Source organism: Streptomyces sp. KMM 9044 (assembly GCF_024701375.2).
In the GTDB taxonomy this organism is placed as follows: Bacteria; Actinomycetota; Actinomycetes; order Streptomycetales; family Streptomycetaceae; genus Streptomyces.
This window is the reverse complement of record NZ_CP113910.1, coordinates 1,366,200-1,389,726: the sequence shown is the minus strand read 5'-3', so window position 1 is coordinate 1,389,726 and position 23,527 is coordinate 1,366,200. Positions and strand designations below refer to the sequence as shown.

Annotated in this window: 22 protein-coding genes and 1 pseudogene; 8 read left to right on the top strand and 15 right to left on the bottom strand. The window is 73.3% G+C overall.

The window, feature by feature from the left end:
- Positions 1-232: 232 nt before the first annotated feature.
- From HUV60_RS06245 to HUV60_RS06235, 3 genes are all read right to left on the bottom strand, one after another.
- Positions 233-1,531 carry a ribonuclease D gene (locus HUV60_RS06245; protein WP_257853844.1) on the bottom strand — a complete coding sequence of 433 codons (1,299 nt, stop codon included), beginning with the start codon at positions 1,529-1,531 and terminating at the stop codon, positions 233-235.
- A 107-nt stretch (positions 1,532-1,638) separates the two neighbouring features.
- Positions 1,639-2,295, bottom strand: coding sequence for a response regulator transcription factor (locus HUV60_RS06240; RefSeq protein WP_257853842.1), 657 nt, complete (start codon positions 2,293-2,295; stop codon positions 1,639-1,641).
- A 501-nt stretch (positions 2,296-2,796) separates the two neighbouring features.
- Positions 2,797-3,474: a DUF3000 domain-containing protein gene (locus HUV60_RS06235; protein ID WP_257853840.1), complete on the bottom strand. Its 678-nt coding sequence runs from the start codon at positions 3,472-3,474 to the stop codon at positions 2,797-2,799.
- Between the two features lie 179 nt (positions 3,475-3,653).
- On the opposite strand from HUV60_RS06235, the gene hemE reads away from it, so the two are divergent.
- Complete coding sequence (gene hemE / locus HUV60_RS06230) at positions 3,654-4,721, top strand: uroporphyrinogen decarboxylase (RefSeq protein WP_257853839.1); 1,068 nt, start codon at positions 3,654-3,656, stop codon at positions 4,719-4,721.
- A gap of 13 nt (positions 4,722-4,734) precedes the next feature.
- On the opposite strand, the gene HUV60_RS06225 is transcribed toward hemE, so the two are convergent.
- Positions 4,735-5,565 (bottom strand): rhomboid family intramembrane serine protease, encoded by an 831-nt coding sequence (locus HUV60_RS06225; RefSeq protein WP_257853838.1) that lies wholly within the window; start codon positions 5,563-5,565, stop codon positions 4,735-4,737.
- A gap of 131 nt (positions 5,566-5,696) precedes the next feature.
- Here HUV60_RS06225 and HUV60_RS06220 point away from each other — a divergent pair, with 131 nt between their 5' ends.
- Positions 5,697-6,095, top strand: a complete 399-nt coding sequence (locus HUV60_RS06220; protein ID WP_257853837.1) for a hypothetical protein — start codon at positions 5,697-5,699, stop codon at positions 6,093-6,095.
- Positions 6,096-6,120: 25 nt separating this feature from the next.
- Here HUV60_RS06220 and HUV60_RS06215 read toward each other — a convergent pair whose 3' ends face one another.
- Both HUV60_RS06215 and HUV60_RS06210 read right to left on the bottom strand, forming a co-directional pair.
- Positions 6,121-7,545 carry an FAD-dependent oxidoreductase gene (locus HUV60_RS06215; RefSeq protein WP_257853834.1) on the bottom strand — a complete coding sequence of 475 codons (1,425 nt, stop codon included), beginning with the start codon at positions 7,543-7,545 and terminating at the stop codon, positions 6,121-6,123.
- Positions 7,546-7,583: 38 nt separating this feature from the next.
- On the bottom strand, positions 7,584-8,309 hold the full coding sequence (locus HUV60_RS06210) for a DUF4349 domain-containing protein (protein WP_331461978.1): 726 nt from the start codon (positions 8,307-8,309) through the stop codon (positions 7,584-7,586).
- 461 nt (positions 8,310-8,770) lie between these two features.
- Between HUV60_RS06210 and hemG the strand changes: the two genes are divergently transcribed.
- From hemG to HUV60_RS33850, 3 genes and pseudogenes are all read left to right on the top strand, one after another.
- Positions 8,771-10,216: a protoporphyrinogen oxidase gene (hemG, locus tag HUV60_RS06205; protein ID WP_257853832.1), complete on the top strand. Its 1,446-nt coding sequence runs from the start codon at positions 8,771-8,773 to the stop codon at positions 10,214-10,216.
- A gap of 35 nt (positions 10,217-10,251) precedes the next feature.
- The gene (gene hemQ, locus HUV60_RS06200; protein ID WP_257853831.1) at positions 10,252-10,983 is read left to right on the top strand and encodes a hydrogen peroxide-dependent heme synthase; all 732 of its coding nucleotides are present in this window, start codon (positions 10,252-10,254) and stop codon (positions 10,981-10,983) included.
- Between the two features lie 67 nt (positions 10,984-11,050).
- Positions 11,051-11,134: pseudogene (locus HUV60_RS33850) on the top strand (hydrogen peroxide-dependent heme synthase); the annotation flags it as partial.
- Here HUV60_RS33850 and HUV60_RS06195 read toward each other — a convergent pair.
- The 6 genes from HUV60_RS06195 to HUV60_RS06170 all read right to left on the bottom strand — a co-directional run bounded on the left by HUV60_RS06195 (position 11,135) and on the right by HUV60_RS06170 (position 17,657).
- Entirely contained in the window at positions 11,135-12,739 is a 1,605-nt protein-coding gene (locus tag HUV60_RS06195) for an alpha/beta hydrolase (RefSeq protein ID WP_257853830.1), read from the bottom strand.
- A gap of 375 nt (positions 12,740-13,114) precedes the next feature.
- A complete protein-coding gene (locus HUV60_RS06190) occupies positions 13,115-14,428 on the bottom strand; it encodes a DUF692 domain-containing protein (RefSeq protein ID WP_257853828.1) in 1,314 nt (437 codons plus the stop codon).
- A gap of 214 nt (positions 14,429-14,642) precedes the next feature.
- Positions 14,643-15,185, bottom strand: a complete 543-nt coding sequence (locus HUV60_RS06185) for a hypothetical protein (protein ID WP_257853827.1) — start codon at positions 15,183-15,185, stop codon at positions 14,643-14,645.
- A gap of 139 nt (positions 15,186-15,324) precedes the next feature.
- Positions 15,325-15,723: a YunG family protein gene (locus tag HUV60_RS06180; RefSeq protein ID WP_257853826.1), complete on the bottom strand. Its 399-nt coding sequence runs from the start codon at positions 15,721-15,723 to the stop codon at positions 15,325-15,327.
- A 41-nt stretch (positions 15,724-15,764) separates the two neighbouring features.
- Complete coding sequence (locus HUV60_RS06175) at positions 15,765-16,505, bottom strand: aminoacyl-tRNA hydrolase (RefSeq protein ID WP_257853824.1); 741 nt, start codon at positions 16,503-16,505, stop codon at positions 15,765-15,767.
- Between the two features lie 297 nt (positions 16,506-16,802).
- Complete coding sequence (locus HUV60_RS06170; RefSeq protein WP_257853822.1) at positions 16,803-17,657, bottom strand: polysaccharide deacetylase family protein; 855 nt, start codon at positions 17,655-17,657, stop codon at positions 16,803-16,805.
- Between the two features lie 151 nt (positions 17,658-17,808).
- Here HUV60_RS06170 and HUV60_RS06165 point away from each other — a divergent pair, with 151 nt between their 5' ends.
- Together HUV60_RS06165 and HUV60_RS06160 are read left to right on the top strand one after the other, a co-directional pair.
- Positions 17,809-18,222, top strand: coding sequence for an ArsR/SmtB family transcription factor (locus tag HUV60_RS06165; protein ID WP_257853821.1), 414 nt, complete (start codon positions 17,809-17,811; stop codon positions 18,220-18,222).
- The gene (locus tag HUV60_RS06160) at positions 18,219-18,707 is read left to right on the top strand and encodes an SRPBCC family protein (protein ID WP_257853819.1); all 489 of its coding nucleotides are present in this window, start codon (positions 18,219-18,221) and stop codon (positions 18,705-18,707) included. Before HUV60_RS06165 ends, HUV60_RS06160 begins: the two co-directional genes overlap by 4 nt.
- Before the next feature lie 58 nt (positions 18,708-18,765).
- Here the strand turns inward: HUV60_RS06160 and HUV60_RS06155 are convergent, their stop codons facing one another.
- The 3 genes from HUV60_RS06155 to zapE all read right to left on the bottom strand — a co-directional run bounded on the left by HUV60_RS06155 (position 18,766) and on the right by zapE (position 22,494).
- Entirely contained in the window at positions 18,766-20,181 is a 1,416-nt protein-coding gene (locus HUV60_RS06155) for a PhoX family protein (RefSeq protein ID WP_257853818.1), read from the bottom strand.
- A gap of 91 nt (positions 20,182-20,272) precedes the next feature.
- Positions 20,273-21,277, bottom strand: a complete 1,005-nt coding sequence (locus HUV60_RS06150; RefSeq protein WP_257853817.1) for a slipin family protein — start codon at positions 21,275-21,277, stop codon at positions 20,273-20,275.
- 77 nt (positions 21,278-21,354) lie between these two features.
- Positions 21,355-22,494 (bottom strand): cell division protein ZapE, encoded by a 1,140-nt coding sequence (gene zapE, locus HUV60_RS06145; protein ID WP_257853816.1) that lies wholly within the window; start codon positions 22,492-22,494, stop codon positions 21,355-21,357.
- A gap of 37 nt (positions 22,495-22,531) precedes the next feature.
- Between zapE and HUV60_RS06140 the strand changes: the two genes are divergently transcribed.
- A complete protein-coding gene (locus tag HUV60_RS06140; protein WP_257853815.1) occupies positions 22,532-23,362 on the top strand; it encodes a pyrimidine reductase family protein in 831 nt (276 codons plus the stop codon).
- The last annotated feature ends 165 nt before the right edge of the window (positions 23,363-23,527 follow it).

Here is a 23,527-nt window from a genome sequence, read left to right as displayed (position 1 = left end):
AAGGGCCTCATGAGGGGGCGACGAACCAAGGGGGTCCCTTGTGACCGGAGACCGAGCCGACGGTGTCCTGCACGGGCACGGGGCCGCATCGACGTGCGGCTCCGCCGCAGGCGGCTGAACGAGGGCCACCTCCAAGGGGCGCGGGGCTGTGCGGACCTGCGGCTCCGCCGGGCGGGCACGACCGGCCACGACCCACCCGCACCCGCTCCGGGACCCGCACTGCCGACGGCGCTCAGGCCCCCGCTGACCCGTCGGAGGCAAGCGCGGCGACAAGCACCGGCGTCACCTGCTCCACCTGCCACTGCCGTGCTCCGTACCCCGCCAGCGCGACCGTGACGGACTCCGGGTCGGCGGGCTGCGGCGGTTCCCAGCACACCCTCCGCACCGTGTCCGGCGTGATCAGGTTCTCCTGCGGCATGTTCAGCTGCCCGGCGAGCGCGCTCACCCCCGCGCGGGCCGAGGACAGCCGGGCCGCGGCCACCGGGTCCTTGTCCGCCCAGGCGCGCGGCGGCGGGGGGCCGGTCACCGGCTGGCCGGGCTGCGGCAGTTGCGTCTCGCTCAGCGCCCGCGCCCGGTCCACGGCCGCCTGCCACTGCTCCAGCTGACGCCGCCCCACGCGCGGACCGAACCCGTTCAGTGCCGCCAGGGCCTGCACGGTGGCCGGCACGGCGAGCGCGGCCTCGACGATGGCCGCGTCCGAGAGCACCTTGCCCGGCGAGACGTCCCGGCGCTGGGCGATCCGGTCCCGGGTCTGCCACAGTTCCCGTACGACGGCCATCTGCCGGCGCCTGCGCACCTTGTGCATGCCGGAGGTGCGCCGCCAGGGGTCCTTGCGGGGCTCCGGCGGCGGCGCGGACGCGATCGCGTCGAACTCCTGCCGCGCCCACTCCAGCTTGCCCTGCCGGTCCAGCTCCTTCTCCAGAGCGTCCCGCAGGTCGACCAGGAGCTCGACGTCGAGGGCGGCGTAGCGCAGCCAGGGCTCGGGCAGCGGACGGGTGGACCAGTCGACGGCGGAGTGGCCCTTCTCCAGGACGAAGCCGAGCACGTTCTCGACCATGGCGCCGAGTCCGACGCGGGGGAAACCGGCGAGGCGGCCGGCCAGTTCGGTGTCGAAGAGACGGGTGGGCAGCATTCCTATCTCGCGCAGGCAGGGCAGGTCCTGCGTGGCGGCGTGCAGCACCCACTCGACGCCGGACAGCGACTCGCCCAGGCCCGACAGGTCGGGGCAGGCGACGGGGTCGATCAGCGCGGACCCGGCGCCCTGGCGGCGCAGCTGGACGAGGTAGGCGCGCTGGCCGTAGCGGTAGCCGGAGGCGCGCTCGGCGTCGACGGCGACGGGGCCGGTGCCCGCGGCGAAGGCGGTGATCGCCTCGGCGAGGGCGGCGTCGTCCGTGATCACGGGCGGAATGCCCTCGCGCGGTTCGAGCAAGGGGATCGGCGCCTCCGTAGCAGAAGATCCGTCGTCGTCCGGAGGGGCGCCTCCGGTGGTTCGCAGGGCACTGTCTGCTGCGGTGTCGTGGGCGTCGGTCACCTGTCAAGAGTATCCATGCCGCGAAGGGGCCCGCCGACGGAACGTTCCGTCGGCGGGCCCCAGGGGGTCGTAAACAAGTCAGTCCGGCGCGTGCCCGGTGGGAGAGGTCAGTGGATGATGCCGGTGCGCAGGGCGACCGCGACCATCCCGGCGCGGTCGCCCGTGCCGAGCTTGCGGGCGATGCGGGCGAGGTGGCTCTTGACGGTCAGCGCGGACAGGCCCATCGAGACGCCGATGGCCTTGTTCGACTGCCCCTCCGCCACCAGCCGCAGCACCTCGACCTCACGGCCGGACAGTTCACGGTAGCCGCCCGGGTGGCCCGGGGCACCCGGAGGGCGGCGGTGCAGGCGGGCGCCGCCGATGGGGGCGGCACCGGGGCGGGAGGGGAGCCCGAGATTGGTACGGGTGCCGGTGACGACGTAGCCCTTCACTCCGCCGGCGAGGGCGTTGCGTACGGCGCCGAGGTCGTCGGCGGCGGACAGGGCGAGGCCGTTGGGCCAGCCCGCGGCCCGGGTCTCGGAGAGAAGGGTGAGGCCGGAGCCGTCCGGCAGGTGGACTTCGGCGACGCAGATGTCGCGGGGGTTGCCGATGCGGGGACGAGCCTCCGCGACGGACGAGGCCTCGATCACGTCGCGTACACCGAGCGCCCACAGATGGCGGGTGACGGTGGAACGGACGCGGGGGTCGGCCACGACCACCATGGCGGTCGGCTTGTTCGGGCGGTAGGCGACCAGGCTTGCGGGCTGCTCGAGGAGAACGGACACCAGGCCTCCTGGGGTGGCGGCGGGACGGGGCCGGCTCGTGGGGGCGGGCCGGGCTCAACCGTGCTTTCAAGGTCACAGTCGTCTTCGGCAGCAGACCCGATCTCCTTTAGAGAATGATCACGATCCAGTGAGTAACAATCCGTGCAATTCGGACGCACGGTCGATCATTCGAAGACCGAACGGTTTCGGTCCGCGTCGTAACGCTTCCGAAAGTGGCCGTATCGACAAAGAGATCCCCAAGAAGGTCGTCAAAGGGATTGCCGGGGAGATCGGCGGCGGGGAGGCCGGTGAGTCGACAAGGCGACCAGTCCGGCGGTCGGTTCGGCGACCGGCCCGGCGACCGGTTCGGCGCCCCGCCCGGGAACGACGAAGAGACCGGTCCGAAGACCGGTCTCGAGGACCGCCGGGAGCCCCACGCGGGGCCCGGCGCGGCATGTTGCAGGGGCCGCGGGTGCAGGGTGCGGGATCAGCGTCCGCGGGGGCTCCGGCGGCGCGGCGGGCTCAGCGCGACTGCGGGCCCCGCCGCTGAGGCAGCGTCACCACCGACGCGTCCCCCGGGGCGGCCGGCGGCAGCCCGGCGACCTGCGCCAGCAGATCGCACCACGCCACCAGATGCGTGGCCGTGTCCGGCGCCCCGTCCTGGCCCTCCCGTGGTGTCCACGAGGCACGGATCTCGATCTGCGAGGCGGCGGGGCGCTCGGACAGCCCGCCGAAGTAGTGCGAACTCGCCCGCGTGACCGTGCCGCCCGGCTCGCGGTACGTCAGACCGCGCGCCGCGAGCGCCCCGGTCAGCCAGGACCAGCACACCTCCGGAAGCAGCGGATCCGCCGCCATCTCCGGCTCCAGCTCCGCGCGCACCAGCGTCACCAGACGGAAGGTGCCCCGCCAGGCGTCGTGCCCGGCCGGGTTGTGCAGCAGCACCAGCCGGCCGTCGGCCAGGTCCTCGTCGCCGTCCACGACCGCCGCCTCCAGCGCGTACGCGTACGGGGCGAGCCGTTTGGGCGCCGGGGTGGTCTCCACTTCGATCTGCGGGCGCAGCCGCGCGCCCCGCAGCGCGTCGACGGCGGTCCGGAAGGGCAACGGGGGCGCCGTGCCCCCGAGCCCGAGATCCGCATCGGTGTCCTTCGCTTCGTCCATTCCGCCCGTGCCGTCCGACAGTCGTCCCTGAGCCGCAGCCATGCGGGGAAGGTTAAGCGGAAGCGGGCCCCGGCGCGGGGAGGGACACCCGTGGCGGGCAACGGTGTCCGGATCGTGTCGCACCGGCGTGGCGCGGAAGACGGGACACGGCCCGGCGCGGGTCGGGACGCGCGGGTGGCCTGCGGTGCGGGACGGCCGGCGGGCCGTGGGAGACTGGCCGGGTGAGCGCCAATGTCAGCCCGCGGGGCAAGCAGCCGAGCCAGACGTACGACAGTGCCTTCCTCAAGGCGTGCCGGCGTGAGCCGGTGCCGCACACTCCGGTGTGGTTCATGCGGCAGGCGGGCCGCTCACTGCCGGAGTACCGCAAGGTGCGCGAGGGCATCGCGATGCTCGACTCCTGCATGCGCCCCGACCTCGTCGCCGAGATCACGCTCCAGCCGGTGCGCCGCCACAACGTCGACGCGGCGATCTACTTCAGCGACATCGTCGTCCCGCTCAAGGCGATCGGCATCGACCTCGACATCAAGCCCGGCATCGGCCCCGTCGTCGAGGAGCCCTTCCGTACCCGAGCCGACCTGACCCGGCTGCGCGACCTCACCCCCGAGGACGTCTCCTACGTCACCGAGGCGATCGGCCTGCTGACCGCCGAGCTCGGTGCCACCCCGCTGATCGGCTTCGCGGGCGCCCCGTTCACCCTCGCCAGCTACCTCGTCGAGGGCGGCCCGTCCCGCACGTACGAGAACGCCAAGGCGATGATGTACGGCGACCCGGAACTCTGGGCCGACCTCCTCGACCGCCTCGCGGACATCACCGCCGCCTTCCTCACCGTGCAGGTCGAGGCCGGCGCCTCCGCGGTCCAGCTGTTCGACTCCTGGGCCGGCGCGCTCGCCCCGGCCGACTACCGGCGCTCGGTGCTGCCGGCCTCGGCCAAGGTCCTCGACGCGGTGTGCCGCCACGGCGTCCCCCGCATCCACTTCGGCGTCGGCACCGGCGAACTCCTCGGCCTGATGGGGGAGGCCGGCGCGGACGTCGTCGGCGTCGACTGGCGTGTCCCGCTGGACGAGGCCGCCCGCCGCGTCGGCCCCGACAAGGCGCTCCAGGGCAACCTCGACCCGACCGTGCTGTTCGCCGGCACGGAGGCGGTGGAGGCGAAGACCCGTGAGGTGCTGGCCGCGGCCGAGGGCCTCGAGGGCCATGTCTTCAACCTCGGCCACGGCGTCATGCCGACCACCGACCCGGACGCGCTGACCCGCCTGGTGGACCACGTCCACACCGTCACCGCCCGCTGACCACGCGGGCCGCTCACCACGGGGGCCGGGGCCGCGCCCGCCTGCCGAACAGCAGGCCGCGCGGCTCCGGGGGCGGGGGAGTACCCGGCTTGAGGGGCCAGGCGAGCAGCATGCCGGCCACGAAGCCGACCACGTGGGCCGCGTACGCCACCGTCCCGGCGTCGGTGACGCCCGCACCGGACGAGTACGCCGCCTGCAGCACGAACCACAGGCCGAGCACGATCCAGGCCGGCAGCCGCAGCGGCAGGAAGACCAGGAAGGGCACGAGGACCCAGACGCGTGCCGCCGGATAGAGCACCAGGTAGGCGCCGAGGACGCCCGCGATGGCTCCCGAGGCGCCGATCAGGGGAGCGGCGGAGCCGGTGTTCGTGAGAGCGAACCCGTAGGAGGCCGCGTACCCGCAGAGCAGGTAGAACAGCAGGTACCGCATGTGCCCCATGCGGTCCTCGACGTTGTTGCCGAAGATCCACAGGAAGAGCAGGTTGCCCAGCAGGTGCAGCCAGCCGCCGTGCAGGAACATCGCCGTGAGCACACTCAGCCCGGGTGACTTGTCGTACGCCGGCGGCCCCACCACGCACCCCGGTCCCTGCGGGCCCACCCCCGTGTCGCCCGTGGGCACCAGGCGCGGCATCCGGTGGTGGATCAGCTCCTGCGGCACGGCCGCGTACCGGTCCAGGAACGCCTGGAGGTCGCACAGTTCTGCGAGACTGCTCCCACTGCCCGTCAGGGAGCCGACGACACCGGGCGTGAGGAACACGAAGACGACGAAGTTCGCGGCGATCAGCGCGTAGGTGACCCACGGGGTGCGCCGTGCCGGATTCACGTCATGAACGGGGATGACCACGTCCCACGTGTGCCCGCGCGGCCCCGGGCGAACCCGCCGCCCGCTGAACACCGTCGTCCGGCCCTGCGTATCCCTTCCCAACCGCCCGCGGCGCGGGGAAGGGACCGCGGGGCCGACGTGAGGAACAGACCATGAACGACCGAGTGACCGCTGCGATGCAGGCGCTGCCCGACGGGGAGGCGGAACTCACGCTCGTGGTGCGCCTCTCCTGGGAGGACGTAGCCCGGCTCGGCCAGGAGGCGGGGCAGCTCGCCTCCCAGATGCAGCGGCCGGTGACGCTGGACGAGGCGGTGCGCCACCGTCTGCGCTCGGCGCGGGCCACCGCCGCCCACGCGAAGCCGACGGGGGAGCAGCCGCCGGCTGCCATGAGCGCGGGGGCCGCCGGCGCGGCCGGTCTCCCCGGTACCGGCGGCACCAGCGCCTCCGTCTCGTCCCTGTCGTCCCTGCCGCCCCGGACCGCGGCGGACCATGCGCGGCCTCCGGCGGAGCAGGCGCGGCAGGCGATCGAACGGATCAACGGGACCGCGTAGGCGGGACCGCGCGGCAGGACGGCTGTCAGGACGTACGCGGCGACGGCCGTCCCGCCGTGGCGCGGATCTTCGTGGTGGCCTTGCGGGCCGCCACCAGAACCGGGTCCCAGACGGGGGAGAACGGCGGGGCGTAGCCCAGGTCCAGCATGGTCATCTGCTCCACCGTCATCCCGGCGGTGAGGGCGACCGCCGCGGTGTCGACGCGCTTGCCCGCGCCCTCCCGGCCGACGATCTGGACCCCGAGCAGGCGGCCCGTGCGCAGCTCGGCGAGCATCTTCACCGTCATGGGGGAGGCGTCCGGGTAGTAGCCCGCACGGCTGGTCGACTCGATGGTGACCGTCTCGAACCGCAGCCCCGCGCGGTGGGCGTCCTTCTCCCGCAGACCGGTACGCGCGATCTCCAGGTCGCAGACCTTGCTGACCGCGGTACCGACCACGCCCGGGAAGGTGGCGTAGTCGCCACCCGCGTTCGAGCCGATGATCTGGCCGTGCTTGTTGGCGTGCGTGCCGAGCGCGATGTGCCGCTCCTCCCCGGAGACCAGGTCGAGCACCTCCACGCAGTCGCCGCCGGCCCAGACGTTCTCGTACCCGCGGACCCGCATCGACCGGTCGGTGAGCAGCCCGCCGTGCTTGCCCAGGGGCAGTCCCGCCGCCCGCGCCAGGCCCGTCTCCGGCCGCACCCCGATGCCGAGCACCACCACGTCCGCCGGGTACTCGGCGTCCGCGGTGGCCACGGCCCGCACCCTGTCGTCGTCCCCGGTGAGCAGCCCGGTGACCTCGGCGCCGTTCACCATGGTGATGCCCAGGCCCTCCATCGCCCTGTGCACCAGGCGCCCCATGTCGGGGTCGAGGGTCGCCATGGGCTCCCGGCCGCGGTTGACGACGGTCACCTCGTAGCCGCGGTTGATCATCGCCTCGGCCATCTCCACACCGATGTACCCCGCGCCGACCACCACCGCGCGGCGGCCGGTCGTGCGCTCCAGTGTGTCGATCAGGGCCTGACCGTCGTCCAGGGTCTGCACCCCGTGCACACCGGAGGCGTCCATGCCGGGCAGCTCCGGGCGGATCGGCCGCGCGCCGGTCGCGATCACGAGCTTGTCGTACGACGTCCAGGACTCGGTGCCGGAATCGAGGTCCCGTGCGCGCACCCGGTTGTGGCCGGGGTCGATCTCCGTGACCTCGGTGCGCATCCGCAGATCGATGTGCCGTGCGCGGTGCTCCTCGGGCGTGCGGGCGATCAGCTCGTCGCGTTCGGCGACGTCACCGGCCACCCAGTAGGGGATGCCGCAGGCCGAGAAGGACGTGAAGCGCCCGCGCTCGAACGCCACGATCTCCAGCTCGTCCGGCCCCTTCAGCCGGCGCGCCTGCGACGCCGCGGACATCCCCGCGGCGTCACCGCCGATCACCACCAGGCGTTCCGTGCCCGTACTCGTGCTCGTGCTCGTGGTCATGCGACCACGTTACGGGGGCCGGTCACTTCGTAACCGGCTCAGGGGCCTCCTTCGGGGCCTCCCGCGGGGTCCGGGCCCGTAGTGCCCGCGGACGAGGACCGGGGCGCGGGAAGGGGCGGGGAGGCGGGTGCCGGCCGTGTGCGGCGGGACAGCCCGGGGTGTAGGGCCTTCAGCCGCAGCAGCGCGAGCAGGGCCGCCACCGCCGCGAACGGCAGCGCCGCGCCGATCGCCACCGCGAGCCAGCGCAGCATGGTCACGAACGCGTCCCAGCCGTCGGCGAGCGCGTCCAGGAACCCGGGGTCGTCGTCCTTGGTTCCCTGCTCCACCTGCGTCTCGGACAGGGCCAGGGTGATGGTGGCCAGGCTCGTGCGGTCCTTCAGGGAGGCCTGCCGGGCGAGCAGGGACTCCAGGTCGGCCTGACAGGTGCTGAGTTCGCCCTCCAGGGTGACCACGTCACCGAGCCGGGTGGCCCGGTCCGTCAGCTCGCGGATCCGGGCCACGCTGGCGCGCTGCGTCCTGATCCGGCTCTCGACGTCGACGACCTGGTCGGTGACGTCCTCCGCCTTCGCGCTGCGCTCGACGAGCCTGCCGGCGCCCTCGAGGTCCGCGAGGACCTCGTCGTACTTGTCGGCGGGCACGCGCAGCACCACACGCGTGAGTTCGTGGCCCTCCGCGTCCAGACGGGTGTTCTCGTCGCCGACGTAGCCGCCCGCGGTCTCCGTGCTCGTGCGGGCCCCGGCCAGCGCCTTCGGCGCGTCCTTCACCCGCACGGTCAGGGTGGCGGTGCGGACGACGTGCCCGGCGGCGGTGGACCGGTCCGCGGGCGGCGCACTCGCGCGCGAGCCGTCCGCCGCCGAGCCGTCCCCCGAGCTGCCGGGAACTCCTTCCCGCGCCGCGCCCCCTTCGCCCCTTCCTCCGTGCCCTCCTGGGCGCCGGCCGGCGCGGCGGCGGCCTTGCCGTCGGAGGCGCTGGAGTCGGAGCTCGGGCCCGCGCCGCTGCATCCGGCCAGGGCGAGGACGGCGGCCAACAGCAGGACCGCCGTGGCGTGTGCCGGCCGTGCGGATCGTGGTGTGCGCATGCGGGTTCCCCCCGGGGGTTCGCGACCGATGACGTTCCTACGACGCCGCAGGGCGGCGCAACGATGGCCCGAAACGGTCCCGAAGCGGTCCCACCAGGGCCGGACGGCCCCGGTGGGACCGCCGGTGGCGTCTGAGAGGGTGGAGCCATGAGCGGATCACACACGGGTGCGGAGCAGCGGGTCGTCGTCGTGGGAGCCGGCATCGCCGGACTGGCCGCCGCGCACCGGTTGCTCGGGCGAGGGGCACGGGTGACCGTGCTGGAGGCCTCGGAGCGGGTCGGCGGCAAGCTGCTGCCCGGCGAGATCGCGGGCGCCCGCGTGGACCTCGGCGCCGAGTCGATTCTGGCCCGCCGCCCGGAGGCGGTGGCCCTCGCCGGGGAGGTGGGCCTCACCGACCGGCTCCGGCCGCCGGCCACCGCGACCGCGTCGCTGTGGACACGCGGTGCCCTGCGCCCCATGCCCAAGGGGCACGTCATGGGCGTCCCCTCCTCCGCCGCCGCCCTGACCGGGGTGCTCTCCGACGAGGGCCTCGCCCGGATCTGCCAGGACGCCGAGCTGCCCCGCACCGAGGTCGGCGACGACGTCGCCGTGGGCGAGTACGTGGCGGCCCGCCTCGGCCGCGAGGTCGTCGACCGGCTGGTCGAGCCCCTGCTGGGAGGCGTGTACGCGGGCGACGCATACCGGATCTCGATGCGCTCCGCCGTCCCCCGGCTGTTCCAGGCCGCGCGGACGCACACCTCCCTGACCGAGGGCGTCCGCGAGATCCAGGCCGAGGCCGCCGCCACCGCCGCACAGCCGACCGGACCGGTGTTCATGGGCATCGAGGGCGGCGTGGGCACCCTCCCGCTCGCCGTCGCCGAGTCGGTACGGGCCCGCGGCGGGGAGATCCGTACCGGCACCCCGGTCACCGAACTGCGCCGGGAGCCGGCCGGCGGCTGGCGGGTCGTCACCGGGGAACGGGAGCTGCGCGCCGACGCCGTCGTCGTCGCCGTACCCGCCCCGGCCGCCGCACGGCTGCTGCGCGCCGAGGCACCCGGCGCCGCCGCGGAGCTGGCCGGCGTCGAGTACGCCTCCATGGCGCTCGTCACGCTCGCCTACCGCCGCGCGGAGACCGGTCTTCCCGCGGGCAGCGGATTCCTGGTGCCGCCCGTCGACGGCCGCACCATCAAGGCGTCCACCTTCGCCTCGCGCAAATGGGGCTGGATCGACGAGGAGAACCCGGACCTCACGGTCCTGCGCACCTCCGTCGGCCGGCACGGCGAGACGGAGATCCTCGACCGCGACGACGCCGGTATCGTGGAGGTCTCCCGGCACGATCTGCTGGCCGCCACCGGCCTGGCCGCCACCCCGGTCGCCACCCGCGTCACCCGCTGGCAGGACGGCCTGCCGCAGTACCCCGTCGGTCACCACGCGCGCGTGGCCCGCGTCCGCGAGCACCTCGCGGCCCTCCCCGGGCTGGCCGTGTGCGGCGCGGCCTACGACGGCGTCGGCATCCCCGCGTGCATCGCGAGCGCGTACGAGGCCGCCGACGCCGCCGGCCGGAACCAAAGTGAGGCCCCGCACGACGTGCGGGACGTCACCGCCACCCGGTGAGAAACCCTCCACGGGGGAGCGGGAGAATAAGGGACATGAGCGACGACGCCACCACCCCCGCACCCGACCGGATCCCGAACAAGGGCAAGCTGGCCAAGGACCTGAACGAGGTCATCCGCTACACCCTCTGGTCCGTCTTCAAGCTGAAGGACGTGCTGCCCGAGGACCGCGCCGGGTACGCCGACGAGGTCCAGGACCTGTTCGACCAGCTCGCCGCCAAGGACGTCACGGTCCGCGGCACGTACGACGTGTCCGGTCTGCGCGCCGATGCCGACCTGATGATCTGGTGGCACGCCGAGAGCAGCGACCGGCTCCAGGAGGCGTACAACCTCTTCCGCCGCACCAGGCTGGGCCGTGCGCTCGAGCCGGTGTGGTCGAACATGGCGCTGCACCGGCCCGCCGAGTTCAACCGCTCGCACATCCCGGCGTTCCTCGCCGACGAGGAGCCCCGCGCGTACGTGAGCGTGTACCCCTTCGTGCGCTCCTACGACTGGTACCTGCTGCCCGACGAGGACCGCCGCCGCATGCTCGCCGACCACGGCAGGATGGCCCGCGGCTTCCCCGACGTGCGCGCCAACACGGTCCCCTCGTTCTCCCTCGGCGACTACGAGTGGCTCCTCGCCTTCGAGGCCGACGAGCTGTACCGCATCGTTGACCTCATGCGGCACCTGCGCGGCTCCGAGGCCCGGATGCACGTCCGTGAGGAGGTCCCGTTCTACACGGGCCGCCGCAAGGACATCGCGGAACTCGTCGCGGACCTCGCCTGATCAGGCCGCGGGCCGGGGCTCCGTACGCCGCTCCGGCTCCGCCCGTGGCGCCGGTTCCGGGCGCGGTGCGCAGATGCACGTCCGTGAGGAGGTCCCGTTCTACACGGGCCGCCGCAAGGACATCGCGGAACTCGTCGCGGACCTCGCCTGATCAGGCCGCGGGCCGGGGCTCCGTACGCCGCTCCGGCTCCGCCCGTGGCGCCGGTTCCGGGCGCGGTGCGCAGAACGCGCGCCGCCCCGGGACCCGGCCGGTGAGCAGGTACTCCTCCAGATGGCCGTTCACGCAGGCGTTGGGCCCGCCCGCGATGCCGTGCGTACCGGCGTCCCGCTCGGTCACCAGCGCCGAACCCGCGAGCCGCCGGTGCAGCTCCAGGGCCCCGCCGTACGGGGTGGCCGCGTCCCGCTCGGCGGCCAGGACCAGCGTCGGCGGCAGCGCGCCCGCGCCGGCGCGCACGTCCAGCGGCTGCTGCCGGGGAGCGGGCCAGAACGCGCAGGGCAGATTCGCCCACACGTTGTCCCAGGTCCCGAACGGCGCCCGGCGGGCGAGCCGGGTGCTGTCCCGGTCCCACACCGCCCAGTCCGTCGGCCAGGGCGCGTCGTTGCACTCCACGGCGACGTACACCGAGCGCGCGTTCTCCGTCTCCACAGCCGCCTGCGGATGCGCCCGCGCCTGTTCGGCCAGCGGCTCGGGATCGCCCTTCAGATAGGCCGACAGGGCGTGCGCGCGATGCGGCCAGTGATCGTCGTAGTACCCGGCCTGCAGGAACGCCGCCTGCAACTGGCCCGGCCCCACCGTCCCGCCCGCCGGTTCCCTTGCGAGCCGCTCCCTCGCCGTCTCGTAGCTGCGCTGCACCTCGCGCGGTGTGTCGCCCAGCCCGTACACGTCGTCGTGCCGGGCGACCCATGTCCGGAAGTCCGCCCAGCGGTCCTCGAACGCCGCCGACTGGTCGAGGTTGTTGCGGTACCAGATCTGCGCCGGGTCCGGGTTCACCGCCGAATCGAACACCATTCGCCTCACGTGCGTCGGGAACATCGTGGCGTACAGCGCCCCGAAGTACGTCCCGTACGACGAACCCATGAAGGTCAGCCGCGGCTCCTTGAGGGCGGCGCGCAGCACGTCGAGGTCACGGGCGTTGTTCAGGGAGTGGTAGTGGCGGAGCGAGTCGCCGACCCGCTCCGCGCAGCCGCGCGCGTGCGCCTTCGCCCGCGCGACACGCTCCCGCTTGTACGCCTGGGAGGGGTGCACCGGCGCCTGCGTGGGGCCCTGGGTGAACGTCTTCGGGTCCTGGCAGGACAGCGGCGCGGAACGGCCCACCCCACGCGGGGCATAGCCCACCAGGTCGTACGCTGCCGCGATGCGCTTCCATGCGGGGAGCAGGCCGATGAGCGGGAAGTACGTCCCGTCGGAGCCCGGCCCGCCCGGGTTGTGGACCAGCGCGCCCTGCCGGGGCACGGCGCGCTCGCCGTCCTTCTGCGTGGCGCGGACGCGGCTGACGGTGAGTTCGATCCGCTTGCCGTTTGGGCGTGCGTAGTCGAGCGGGACGGTGACCGTGCCGCACTTGACGGTGCCCGGCAGGTCCCGCGCGTCGGGACACGGGCCGAACGCGATGCCCTCGGCCGCGGCGCGCGCGGCGGCCACCGCGGTGCCGCGCAGCTCGGCCGCGCCCGGGGCGGCGGTGGATCCACCGGCCGGCGCGACGGCCAGAGTGGTGAGCAGCAGGGACCCGGCGGCCGCGTGGACGACGGCAGTTCTCATCGCGTTCCCTTCGGTGCACGCCGATTGGACGGCGGTCGGCACCAGGGATGCTTCGTCCAGTGGCGGGGCGGGGCAAGCACCGTCGGCGGGTGTCGCCGTCAGTGCTCCCGTGCGCCCCCGGAACCGGGGTCGTCTTTGTAAACGACACGGACTCTGCTGCGCAATTACCCGGCGTGATGACGCCGTGCCGATACGGCCTTCAGAGCGCGTCGCAGATGCAGGCAGGCCGGGCGCGGCCGAGCCCTGAAAGCATGGCACGTGATCGCTCGCCGAATTGAGCAGCAGAGTCGACACGGTCCTGAAAGCACCACGCCCTGTTCGCGATCCGGACGGAGTGTTGTCCGCCTGTGACGTTCCGCCCGAGTGGCCCCGGCCTCAACGCCGCAGCAGCGCCCGCCGCGTGGCGCGCGCCAGCCGCACCGCGGGCCGACGGGACCGCGGCCCGGGCCCGGACCGCTCCAGCCACCACTCCCGCAACTCCCGCAGGGGCAACTGCCCCTGCTGCCGCCCCCGTTGCCCGGAGACGAGCAGCAACTGCTCGACGAAGTCCAGCGCGTCCTGCCGGTAGCCCCCGGTCATCGGCCGCCTCCGGGCATGGGCGAGGAAGGCAGCCCGGTACCGCTCGCCGAGCATCACCGGCAGCTCGGGAGCGACCTTGGCGACTACGTCCGCCCGCTTCGCGGCGAGCGCCCGTGCCTGCACGGCCATCCGCACCCGGTCGAATCCCTCGGGCACGGGCGTCCCGGCGACCAGCGAGGACAGCACCGCCGTCTGGGCGAGCGCGACCCGCTGCCGCGCGGGTTCGCAGGAGCCGGCTTCCCTCACGGAGCCGGAGCTTTTCGCCTGTGCTGTGCTCCGCGTGATCGCGCCCTTCTCCACCGCCTCCCGAACGGCGGCCAGCTCACGCTCCAGCTCACCCGGCTCGGGGAAGTCCTCGTCCCGTTCCAGGAGCACACCGGGAGGGGAGACCCGGGAGGCGAGGTCGGTGAGGATGTCCAGTACCGGCCGGGGCACGGGGTGGGCGTGGCTGTCGTGCCAGACGCCGTCCCGCTCGACGCCGCCCGCGACATGGACGTACGCGATGGCCTCCAGGGGCAGTTCGGCGAGTGCCTTCGCGGGGTCCTCGCCGCGGTTGACGTGGTTGGTGTGCAGATTGGCCACGTCGATGAGCAGCCGTACGCCGGTGCGGTCGGCCAGGTCGTACAGGAACTGGCCCTCGGACATCTCCTCACCGGGCCAGGAGAACAGCGCCGCGATGTTCTCCACGGCGAGCGGTACGGGCAGGGAGTCCTGGGCGATCCGGACGTTCTCGCACAGCACGTCGAGCGCGTCCCGGGTGCGCGGCACCGGCAGCAGGTGACCGGCCTCGAGCCGGGGGGAGACGCTGAGCGGACCGCCCGCCCGCACGAACGCGATGTGCTCGGTGACCAGCGGCGACCGGAGCGCCGTGGCCCGCTCGGCCAGCGCCTCCAGCCGTCCCGCGTCCGGCCGCTCGGCCCCGCCGAGCCCGAGCGCGACCCCGTGCGGTACGACGGTCACCCCGCGCTCGCGCAGCCGCAGCAGTGACCCGGGGAGATGCCCGGGACACACGTTCTCGGCCACCACCTCGACCCAGTCGATCCCCGGCATCCGCTCGACGTCCCCGGCGATCTCCGGCCGCCACCCGATCCCCGTCCCCAGTCGCTCCATGCGCTCTCCCCCTCCTCCACCGGCCACCTTGTCGGCCCCCGCCGGACGTCCGTCCGTTCGGACGTGACGGGGGTATGGCCCCGAAGCCCGCACCCGAACCGCGTCACGGCCACCTTCAGAGCAACATTTGAGCTTCGGGGAGGAGCCGCCGGGCGGGTGCCGGGAAGTACGCGCGGCGGGCCCACCGTTTCGGCCCGCCCCGGACGCAGGTGTACTAGCGGTGGTCGTGCACGGGGAGGCCGGGCGCGAAGTGGGTCACGGCGGCCCTCGGCCGTTCCCGGTCGAGGCGGCGCCCGGTCACCGCCCGGGAGGCCATCGCGGCATCGGCCGGAACCGGCACGAGACGCTCCAGGACGGCACGGGCCTTCGGGCCGTCACCGGACAGGGCCGGAGCGCCCTCCCGCCGGGTGACCCCGACAGAGGGAACGGACGAGTGGCCCGCGGCCTGCCGCCAGAGCACCTCACCGGTGATGTCGCCCCACGGCACATGGGCGGTGGTGGCCCTGTACCGGGCGGGGCTCCCGCCGAGCAGTACACCCGTCCCGTCCACCCGGAACGCGACCTTGCCGCTGAGCGCCACGTACGCCATGAACAGCCCGCCCGAACCGAAGAGCGGCAGACCCAGAACGCGCGCGTACAGCGGCATGTCGGGGAACAGCAGAAGCGCGGTGAAGACGGTGCAGACGGCCACGACTCCCGTGGTCCTGAGGTCCCAGCCGTAGCGAGCCCGGTATACGGGCGAGGTGGTATCGGCCATGGCCGAATCATGGCCGTTCCAGTCTCCCGGGGGAGGGAGGGGCCGACGGGGCGATGACGGTGGCGGCGCTCATGACGTCGAGGCGAGGGGAACGGCAGCTTTGCCTCCAACGACCGGCTGTTCGCCGGCACCGGCCCGCTCAGGCCGGTTCCGGGAGCCGGCCGAGCTGCCGGGCGACGCGCTCGCGCAGCAGGAGGTACTCCTCCCAACGGCGGGGCAGGGGGCCCGGAGGACGTACGACGACACGGGAGGCCACGACGGTCTGTCCGCGCTGGAACTGCTCGCGGGTCAGGTCGAGTTCCACACCGCTGGACAGCCGGTTCCACCAGTGGAAGCCGTGCCGGGCCCCGTCGGCGTGCACCTCGCCGACCACGAGAGCGCCGCCGAAGACGTCGTTGACGATCAGGGCCGTGATGTCGCAGTGCCCCCGGGCGGGGTTGTCCGGCTGCCAGTCGGCCAGGTCGTCGGGTGAACAGGTGTCGGCGGCCCAGGCGGCCCGCAGGGCGCTGTCGAGGTCGAGCAGGTTCCACGGAGTCATGCGGCCAGCATCGCAGCCGTCACCGACACCGGGCGGAGGTCTCAGTGGAGGGACGGGTGGTCCGCCACCACCGTGCTGGAGCCCGGGGCGACTTCCGTGAAGCCCGCGTCGCGGACCAGGGGGAGTCCGCTGGTGGTCAGAGCGGTCCAGTGGGACGGGTCGGCGGGTCGGACGGAGAGGGGGAAGCCGGCGTCGCGCCAGGCGGTGCGGTCCTCGCCGGTCAGCTTCCACCAGGCCAGCTGGGCCGCGTGGCCCGCCTGGGCCATGGCCTTGCCGGCCGACATGCCGAGGCCGGGGTTCAGCCAGAGGACCGGGGTCGCGGGGTCCGCCGGGAGCGGGGGCTCCGGGTCGTCCAGGTCGGTGCCGGAGACCTGGAGGCGGGCCAGGTCCTTGGGCCAGCCGTCCAGCGGCACGGGCGGGAAGACGCGGACCTCCGCCGACTTGCCGGTGACCGTGATGCCGGGCAGGGACTCCGCGCGGCGCCACTCCGCGCCGCGGGCCCTGCGGACCACCTTGCGGATACGGGCGTCCTGCCAGTCGCGCATCGCCTGCGCCCACTCGCCCTCGCCCACCGACCGCTCGGCCGCCAGCATCGTCAGCACCGCGCGGGCCGCCGTCTCCAGCGCGTCCGTACGGGCCGGGGGTGCCGACCGCTCGATGCGTGCCACCAGGGGCAGCACGAACGGGGGGGCCTCGTCGCGGGAGCCCGGGCCGGAGCGGAAAGGGCTCGCGGCAGCCGGATTCCGGTCACGGGGCCCGTCGTGGGTCTGGTCACTGTTCACAGGGCCAGTCTGCCAAGCCGCGCAGCGGTCCCGTCCCGTCAGCCGGAGCAGGCTGTGCGCTGGGCCTCCGGCCTCCCCCAAGTTCTCGACTTCGCTCGAACAGGGGGGGACCTCCATGCACACCGGGCACATCGTGATGTCCTTGTACGACTCCAGGTACTCCGTCGGTTCCCGGCACCGCACGCACTCCGCGTGCGGAGGCCCGTCGGCCTCGGGGGCCGGGTCGCGTCGACCGGGCGGCAGGCGTTGCTGTCGGTGGTCATGCCTCCAGCGCGGGACGGTGTGTTCCCGGCCGGGTCAGCCTCGTTCGCCCGCGGTCGCGAGCAGGTCGGAGACCTTGACGAAGCGGTAGCCCTGGCGGCGCAGCTCCGGGACGATCGTCCGTACCGCCCGCTCGGTCGCCGGGGCCGCGCTGCGGGTGCAGTGCAGGACGACCACGGAGCCCGGGTGCACTCCGTCCAGGACCTGCCGGGCCACCGCGGCGGCATCCGTGGCGAAGGCGTCGCCGCCGACCACGTCCCACTGCACGGCGGTGACACCGGCCGGGGTGAGCGCCTTCAGCGCCTCGCGGTCGTAGCAGCCGCCGGGGAAGCGGAAGTACGGCATCGGGTCCTCCACCCCCACCTCGCGGAACGCCGTGTACGCCCGCTCCACGTCCGCCCGCATCCGGTCCCGGTCGACGGTCGGCAGGCCGTAGCAGTCGTCCGTGAACGCGTAGTGGCTGTACGAGTGGTTGGCGACCTCGAAGAGCGGGTCCCGCCCGATGGAACGGGCCTGGTCCGGGTACTCCTCGGCCCAGCGCCCCGTCATGAACACGGTGGACGGCACCTTCAGCGCGCGCAGGGTGGAGATCAGCTGCGGATGGTCGAAGCGCTCACCCGCCGCCGCACGAGGGCCCTGGTCGGCGGTCATGTCGGCGTCGAAGGTGAGGGCGACGGTCTTCCCGCCGGTCCGGGGGGCGTTCTCGAAGACCGGGGTCAGGCCCGCCGGTCCCGGAGCCAGGGTGGGCGGGTGCGTGAGGGGTGTCGCGCTGGTGGCGGAGGAGACGCTGCGTGGCAGCTGCGCGGGACGGGGGGCGCCGCAGGCGGCGAGGGCGGCGAGCGTGGTGGTGAGGACGCAGAAGGCTGCCGCTCGGCGTACCGGTGTGATCACCGTATGACTGTATGGGTCGTATGGGCTGTATCGGGCGATTGACCCTCGTTTGCCGACGGGTGTGGTGGGGTGCCACTCGCATGGTCGAGTCCTGGGGGTGTTTCCCGCCTCCGCTTGCGGCGTGGGGTGTGCGGAGCTGATCTACAATCAAATGGTTGTAGATAGTTTGACCGACGACAGTGTGGACCGGCTGTTCCACGCCCTGGCCGACGCGACGCGTCGCGACATACTCCGTCGTTGCGTGCGGGGTGAGCTGTCCGTGTCACGCCTGGCCGAGGCGTACCCGATGAGCTTCGCCGCGGTGCAGAAACACGTCACGGTGCTGGAGCGGACCGGTCTGGTCACCAAGCAGCGCCGCGGCCGGGAGCAACTGGTGCGGACCGACCCCGACGCGGTGGGCAGGGCACGGCAGGCCCTCGACGAGCTGGAGACGGCCTGGCGGGCGCGTGTGGACCGGATGTCCGGTCTACTGGCGGACGAAGCCGGGACCGAGGCCGCGAGCGGCGCCGGAACCGCAGCGAGGTCGGGCGACGGCAAGGAAACGACGGAAGGACAGGACCGATGACCGTCACGAGCGTGGACAAGGATGTCGACCGGCTGACCCTCACCGTGATCGCGGACTTCACCGCACCGGTCGAGAGGGTGTGGCAGCTGTGGGCCGACCCGCGGCAGCTGGAGCGCTGGTGGGGGCCGCAGGCCTACCCGGCGACGGTGGAGGAGCACGACCTCACCCCGGGCGGGGAGGTCACGTACTTCATGACCGGCCCGGAGGGTGAGAAGTTCGGCGGCTGGTGGCGGATCGCGACGGTGACGCCTCCCACGTCCCTGGAGTTCACCGACGGCTTCTCCGACCAGGACGGCAGGCCGAACGCAGGGATGCCGACCACGGCGGTACGGATGACGCTCAGCGAGCGCGAGGGCGGGACCAGGATGGAACTGCGCTCGGTCTTCGACACCCGCGAGCAGATGGAGCAGCTGGCCGATATGGGCATGGTCGACGGGCTGCGCGAGTCGATCGGGCAGATGGACGGCCTGCTGGCGGCTGCCTGAGCCGCGTACGGACCGTGGGGGCCGGCCGGGGCGGACTGTCCCGGCCGGCCCCGTGCCGTCACCGCAGCCAGGGGCCCGTGACCGCGAACGTCGTCCCGGGGTCGTAGCAGTTGACGTACATCGTCCGGCCGTCCGGGGAGAAGGCGACCCCGGCGAACTCGCCCCAGTCCGGGTCCTGCGAAGTGCCTCTGTTCTGCCGGTTGCGGGCCAGTGCGTACACCTCGCCGCGCCGGGTCACGCCGTAGACGTGCTGCGCGCCGCCGCCGTCCTCGCAGACCATCAGGCCGCCGCCGGGGGCGAGGCAGATGTTGTCCGGTGACTCACCGGGGAGCTGCACGTCGGTGTCCGGCCCGAAGACGATCACCAGCGTCAGGCGGCGCCGGTCCGGGTCGTAGCGCCAGATCTGCCCGTAGTGGTCGCCGGCCGATCCTTCCGCACTGCGGGCGAAGGACGACACGAAGTACACCGACCGACCGCCCCAGTAACAGCCCTCCAGCTTCTGTGCGTGCGTGACGCCGCCGGTGCCGAAGTCCTGGAGACGGATGGGCGTTTCGGCGGCCAGCGGATCCGGTACGTCCACCCACTCGACGCCGTCGAACCGGGCGCCCGTCTCCTGGGCCGAGGACAGGTCCGGCACGCCCGGCACCCGCATCGCCTGGAGCCGGCCGCCCGCGCGCAGCGAGCCGGTGCCGCCCAGCGGTTTGTCGGGCAGGAACCGGTAGAAGAGGCCGAAAGGCCGTTCGAAGGCGTCCTCCGTCTCGTAGACGACGCCCCGCTCCGGGTCGACCGCGATCGCCTCGTGCTGGAAGCGGCCCATCGCGGTCAGCGGTACGGCGCCCGTGCGGTGCGGGTCGGCGCCGTCGACCTCGAAGACGTAGCCGTGGTCCTTGGTATAGCCGTTGGTGCCTGCGCTGTCCTCGGTCTCCTCACAGGTCAGCCAGGTGTCCCAGGGCGTCGGCCCGCCCGCGCAGTTGACGGCCGTACCGGCGATCGCGACCCGCTCCGAGAGCACCCGGCCGCGGGAGTCCAGGGTCAGCGACGTACAGCCGCCCCTGCCCTGAGGGTCGTAGGTCAGGCCCTCGGTCACCGGGACCGGGATTCTGCCGTCGGCACGGTTCTCGTGGTTGCGGACCAGGTGGATCCGGCCGTGCCCGCCCGCGAAGGCGGCCATGCCGTCATGGTTGGAGGGGACCGGCCCCTCGCCGGAGCGCAGGGGGTCGCCCTCGCGGGACAGCACCCGGTAGCGGAAACCTTTCGGTAGGTCGAGCAGCCCGTCGGGGTCGGGGACGAGGAGGCCGTAGCCGTGATGACCGAGGTGCCGCGCGGCGGCGGCAGCGGGGGTGAAGAGCTCGGAGAGGGCGCCGGAGAACGTGATGCCGATGCCCAGAGCGCCGGAACGGGCGAGCAGCCGACGCCGTGTCGAGGGCAGGAATCCGGTGGCGGACCCTGTTTCCGGCGTGCCTGTTTCTGACATGGGGGGAACCTTCCTGCTGGCGGACAGGAACTGTGGTCCCGCCGTGTCTATCACCTGCCGTGAGTCACGGGAACCACGCGCGGAGCACGTGTCACGCGTCGGTCCGGGGGCGCTCGCGTGTCATGTGTCCGGGGCCGGCGGCGGGGTCGGGGTGGGTACTGGGGCCGGGGGCGGCCCTGCGGCCTGTGTCCGGGGCCAGGCGTCCGAAGTCCGGGGCCCTGGCCGCGCCTTCGTCCCTGTCCCTCTCCTCCTCCGTCGCTCCCTCTCCGCCGCCGTTCCCCCGCCGGTCGGCCGGCGGGCCGGGCTCCTCCAGGGCGCGTTCCTGCCGCACCGGATTCTGGGCCGCCCGTTCCAGGAAGCGCAGCAGTTCCACCGGGAAGGGCAGTACCAGCGTGGAGTTCTTCTCGGCCGCGACCGCCACGATGGTCTGGAGCAGCCGCAACTGCAGCGCGGAGGGCGTGTCCGCCATCTGCTGGGCCGCTTCGGCGAGCTTCCTGGACGCCTGGAGTTCGGCGTCGGCGTTGATGACCCGGGCCCGACGCTCGCGGTCGGCCTCCGCCTGGCGCGCCATGGACCGCTTCATGGTGTCGGGCAGCGAGACGTCCTTGATCTCGACCCGGTCGATCTGCACGCCCCAGCCGACCGCCGGGCTGTCGATCATCAGCTCCAGGCCCTGGTTCAGTTTCTCGCGGTTGGACAGCAGGTCGTCGAGGTCGCTCTTGCCGATGATCGAACGCAGCGACGTCTGCGCCATCTGGGACACCGCGAACCGGTAGTCCTCCACGTTCACGAGTGCCGCGGGGGCGTTCACGACCTTGAAGTAGACGACCGCGTCGACCCGCACGGTCACGTTGTCCCGGGTGATGCCCTCCTGCGCGGGCACCGGCATCGTGACGATCTGCAGATTCACCTTGTGCAGCCGGTCCACGAAGGGCACGATCACCGTGAACCCGGGCCGGCGCGCCTCATCCTGCAGCCGGCCGAGGCGGAAGACCACGCCCCGCTCGTACTGCCTGACGACCCGCGCCGCCGCGGCGAGATAGGCGACGCCCGCGGCACCGGTGACGGCGGCCGCGGTGAGCAGTTCCTCGACCATGACGACCTCCCGTCAGAGGCCTGCTTCAGACGCTTACGGTCAATTCTGCCACGGTATGCCCGTTGCTCCGGCCGAGGTCATGGGTGAGGTGACGCATCCGGTGGGCGGGGCGACGGCTGGGAGGGTCCCGTGAGCCGGCCGGCGTCCCGGGCCAGGGCGGTGAGGCGGGAGACGGCCCGGAAGTACTTCTTGCGGTAGCCGCCCTGCAGCATCTCCTCGCTGAACAGCTCGTCGAACGGCAGTCCCGAGGCGAGTACGGGCACCTCGCGGTCGTAGAGCCGGTCGGCGAGGACGACCAGCCGCAGTGCCGTCGACTGGTCCGGCACAGGTCCCACGCCGGTGAGGCACACGGCGGCGAGTGAGTCGGTCAGGGCGCCGTACCGGCTGGGGTGCACCTTCGCGAGGTGGTCCAGCAGGTCCGCGAAGCCGTCCAGGGAGGCGCCCTCGGTGACGTGGGCCGTCCTGGTCACCAGCTCGTCGGTGTACGGCGGCGGGACCTTCGGCAGGCCGCGGTGACGGTAGTCCTCGCCGTCGATGCGCAGGGCGCGGAAGTGGGCCGACAGGCCCTGGATCTCACGCAGGAAGTCGGCCGAGGCGAACCGGCCCTCGCCGAGCCTGCCCGGCAGCGTGTTGGAGGTGGCGGCGAGCGCGACGCCCGCCTCGACCAGCCTGCCGAGCAGGGTGGAGACGAGCACGGTGTCGCCGGGGTCGTCCAGCTCGAACTCGTCGATGCACAGGAGCCGGTGGCCGGAGAGGGTCTTCACCGTCTGCTGGAAGCCGAGGGCGCCGACCAGGTTGGTCAGCTCCACGAAGGTGCCGAACGCCTTCAGTGCGGGCTCGGCCGGGGTGGCGTGCCAGAGGGAGGCCAGCAGGTGGGTCTTGCCGACGCCGTACCCGCCGTCGAGGTAGACGCCGCGGGGGCCGGCCGGGACGGTCTTCGCGGCCTTCCCGAAGCCGAACAGCCCGCGCCTGCCGGAACCGCCGGCGGGGGCTTTGCCGAGACCCGCCGCGAAGCCCTCGAGGACGCGCACGGCCTCGGTCTGGCTGGGCCGGCCCGGGTCCGGTATGTACGTGTCGAAGCGGACCGCGTCGAACCGCGGCGGGGGCACCATCTCGGCGACGAGCCGGTCCGCGGGGACACGCGGCTCACGGGCGCACAGGGACAGCGGGGCCGCTTCGGCTGCGACACCGGGCCGGGATGAGGGGGAGGAAGACACGCTTACTCATACTACGGGGCATGGAAGACTGCGGTTCATGCGACGCCTGTTCCCCGTGACCGACGAAACAGCAGTTCCCGCGGCGAGCGCCGGTACGTCCGGCGACGGCGCGGGAGCCGCGCAGGACGGCGGCGGCCGGGAGTGGAGCCTGGCCCAACTGGCCGCCGCGTACGCCTACCCGGAGCCGGAGCCCGGTGGGGTCCGGCAGCCGTGGCTGAGGGCCAACATGGTGTCGACGCTCGACGGTGCCGCCCAGCACGAGGGCCGCTCACAACCCATCTCCAGCCCGGCCGACATGCGTGTCTTCGGCACACTGCGGGCCCTCGCGGACGTCGTGCTCGTCGGTGCGGAAACGATTCGGCAGGAGGGCTACCGCCCGGCACGCGCGCGTGCCGGGTTCGCGGCGGCGCGGGAGGCCGCCGGGCAGGGGCCGGCGGCGGCGATCGCGGTCGTGTCCGCGAGCCTGGACCTGGACTTCTCCTTGCCGCTGTTCACCTCCCCGCTGGTGCCCACCCTGGTGCTCACCGGCGCCGCCGCGCCCCCGGACCGGGTCGCCGCCGCCGGGGCGGCCGGGGCCCGGGTCGTGACCGCCGGGGAGGGCGCCGGCGCGGACCCGGCACGGGCGGTCCGGGAACTCGCGGCCCTGGGGCACACCCGGCTGCTGACCGAGGGCGGTCCGCGGCTGCTGGGGCAGCTGGTGGCGGCCGGCGTGCTGGACGAACTCTGCCTGACCGTCGCCCCGATGCTCACCGCGGGCGACGCTCAGCGCATCACCGGTGGACCCGCTGTGACACTTCCGCGTCGTTTCACGCTGAAGACGATGTTGGAGGAGGACGGTTTCCTGTTCACGCGGTACGCCCGGTCCTGAGCGGACCGGGCAGAACCGAACCCTCCGGCGGTGTCCGGGAGCGCCCAGGAGGATCCAAAAGCGCGTTCGCCGATTACCGCTGGTCCGGTAATCGGCGGAATGTTCTGTTCCGCTTGGTGCCGCGGCGGGCAGACTGAATCCGGCAGTGCCCGTGCGAACACGGGG

Excerpts from the sequence above, each read along its gene's own strand:
- HUV60_RS06235 (WP_257853840.1), bottom strand. The coding sequence starts at position 3,474 with ATGGCTGCGGCTCAGGGACGACTGTCGGACGGCACGGGCGGAATGGAC.
- HUV60_RS06220 (WP_257853837.1), top strand. The coding sequence starts at position 5,697 with ATGAACGACCGAGTGACCGCTGCGATGCAGGCGCTGCCCGACGGGGAG.
- HUV60_RS06215 (WP_257853834.1), bottom strand. The coding sequence starts at position 7,545 with ATGACCACGAGCACGAGCACGAGTACGGGCACGGAACGCCTGGTGGTG.
- hemG (WP_257853832.1), top strand. The coding sequence starts at position 8,771 with ATGAGCGGATCACACACGGGTGCGGAGCAGCGGGTCGTCGTCGTGGGA.
- hemQ (WP_257853831.1), top strand. The coding sequence starts at position 10,252 with ATGAGCGACGACGCCACCACCCCCGCACCCGACCGGATCCCGAACAAG.
- HUV60_RS06195 (WP_257853830.1), bottom strand. The coding sequence starts at position 12,739 with ATGAGAACTGCCGTCGTCCACGCGGCCGCCGGGTCCCTGCTGCTCACC.
- HUV60_RS06190 (WP_257853828.1), bottom strand. The coding sequence starts at position 14,428 with ATGGAGCGACTGGGGACGGGGATCGGGTGGCGGCCGGAGATCGCCGGG.
- HUV60_RS06185 (WP_257853827.1), bottom strand. The coding sequence starts at position 15,185 with ATGGCCGATACCACCTCGCCCGTATACCGGGCTCGCTACGGCTGGGAC.
- HUV60_RS06180 (WP_257853826.1), bottom strand. The coding sequence starts at position 15,723 with ATGACTCCGTGGAACCTGCTCGACCTCGACAGCGCCCTGCGGGCCGCC.
- HUV60_RS06165 (WP_257853821.1), top strand. The coding sequence starts at position 17,809 with ATGGTTGTAGATAGTTTGACCGACGACAGTGTGGACCGGCTGTTCCAC.
- HUV60_RS06160 (WP_257853819.1), top strand. The coding sequence starts at position 18,219 with ATGACCGTCACGAGCGTGGACAAGGATGTCGACCGGCTGACCCTCACC.
- HUV60_RS06155 (WP_257853818.1), bottom strand. The coding sequence starts at position 20,181 with ATGTCAGAAACAGGCACGCCGGAAACAGGGTCCGCCACCGGATTCCTG.
- HUV60_RS06150 (WP_257853817.1), bottom strand. The coding sequence starts at position 21,277 with ATGGTCGAGGAACTGCTCACCGCGGCCGCCGTCACCGGTGCCGCGGGC.
- HUV60_RS06140 (WP_257853815.1), top strand. The coding sequence starts at position 22,532 with ATGCGACGCCTGTTCCCCGTGACCGACGAAACAGCAGTTCCCGCGGCG.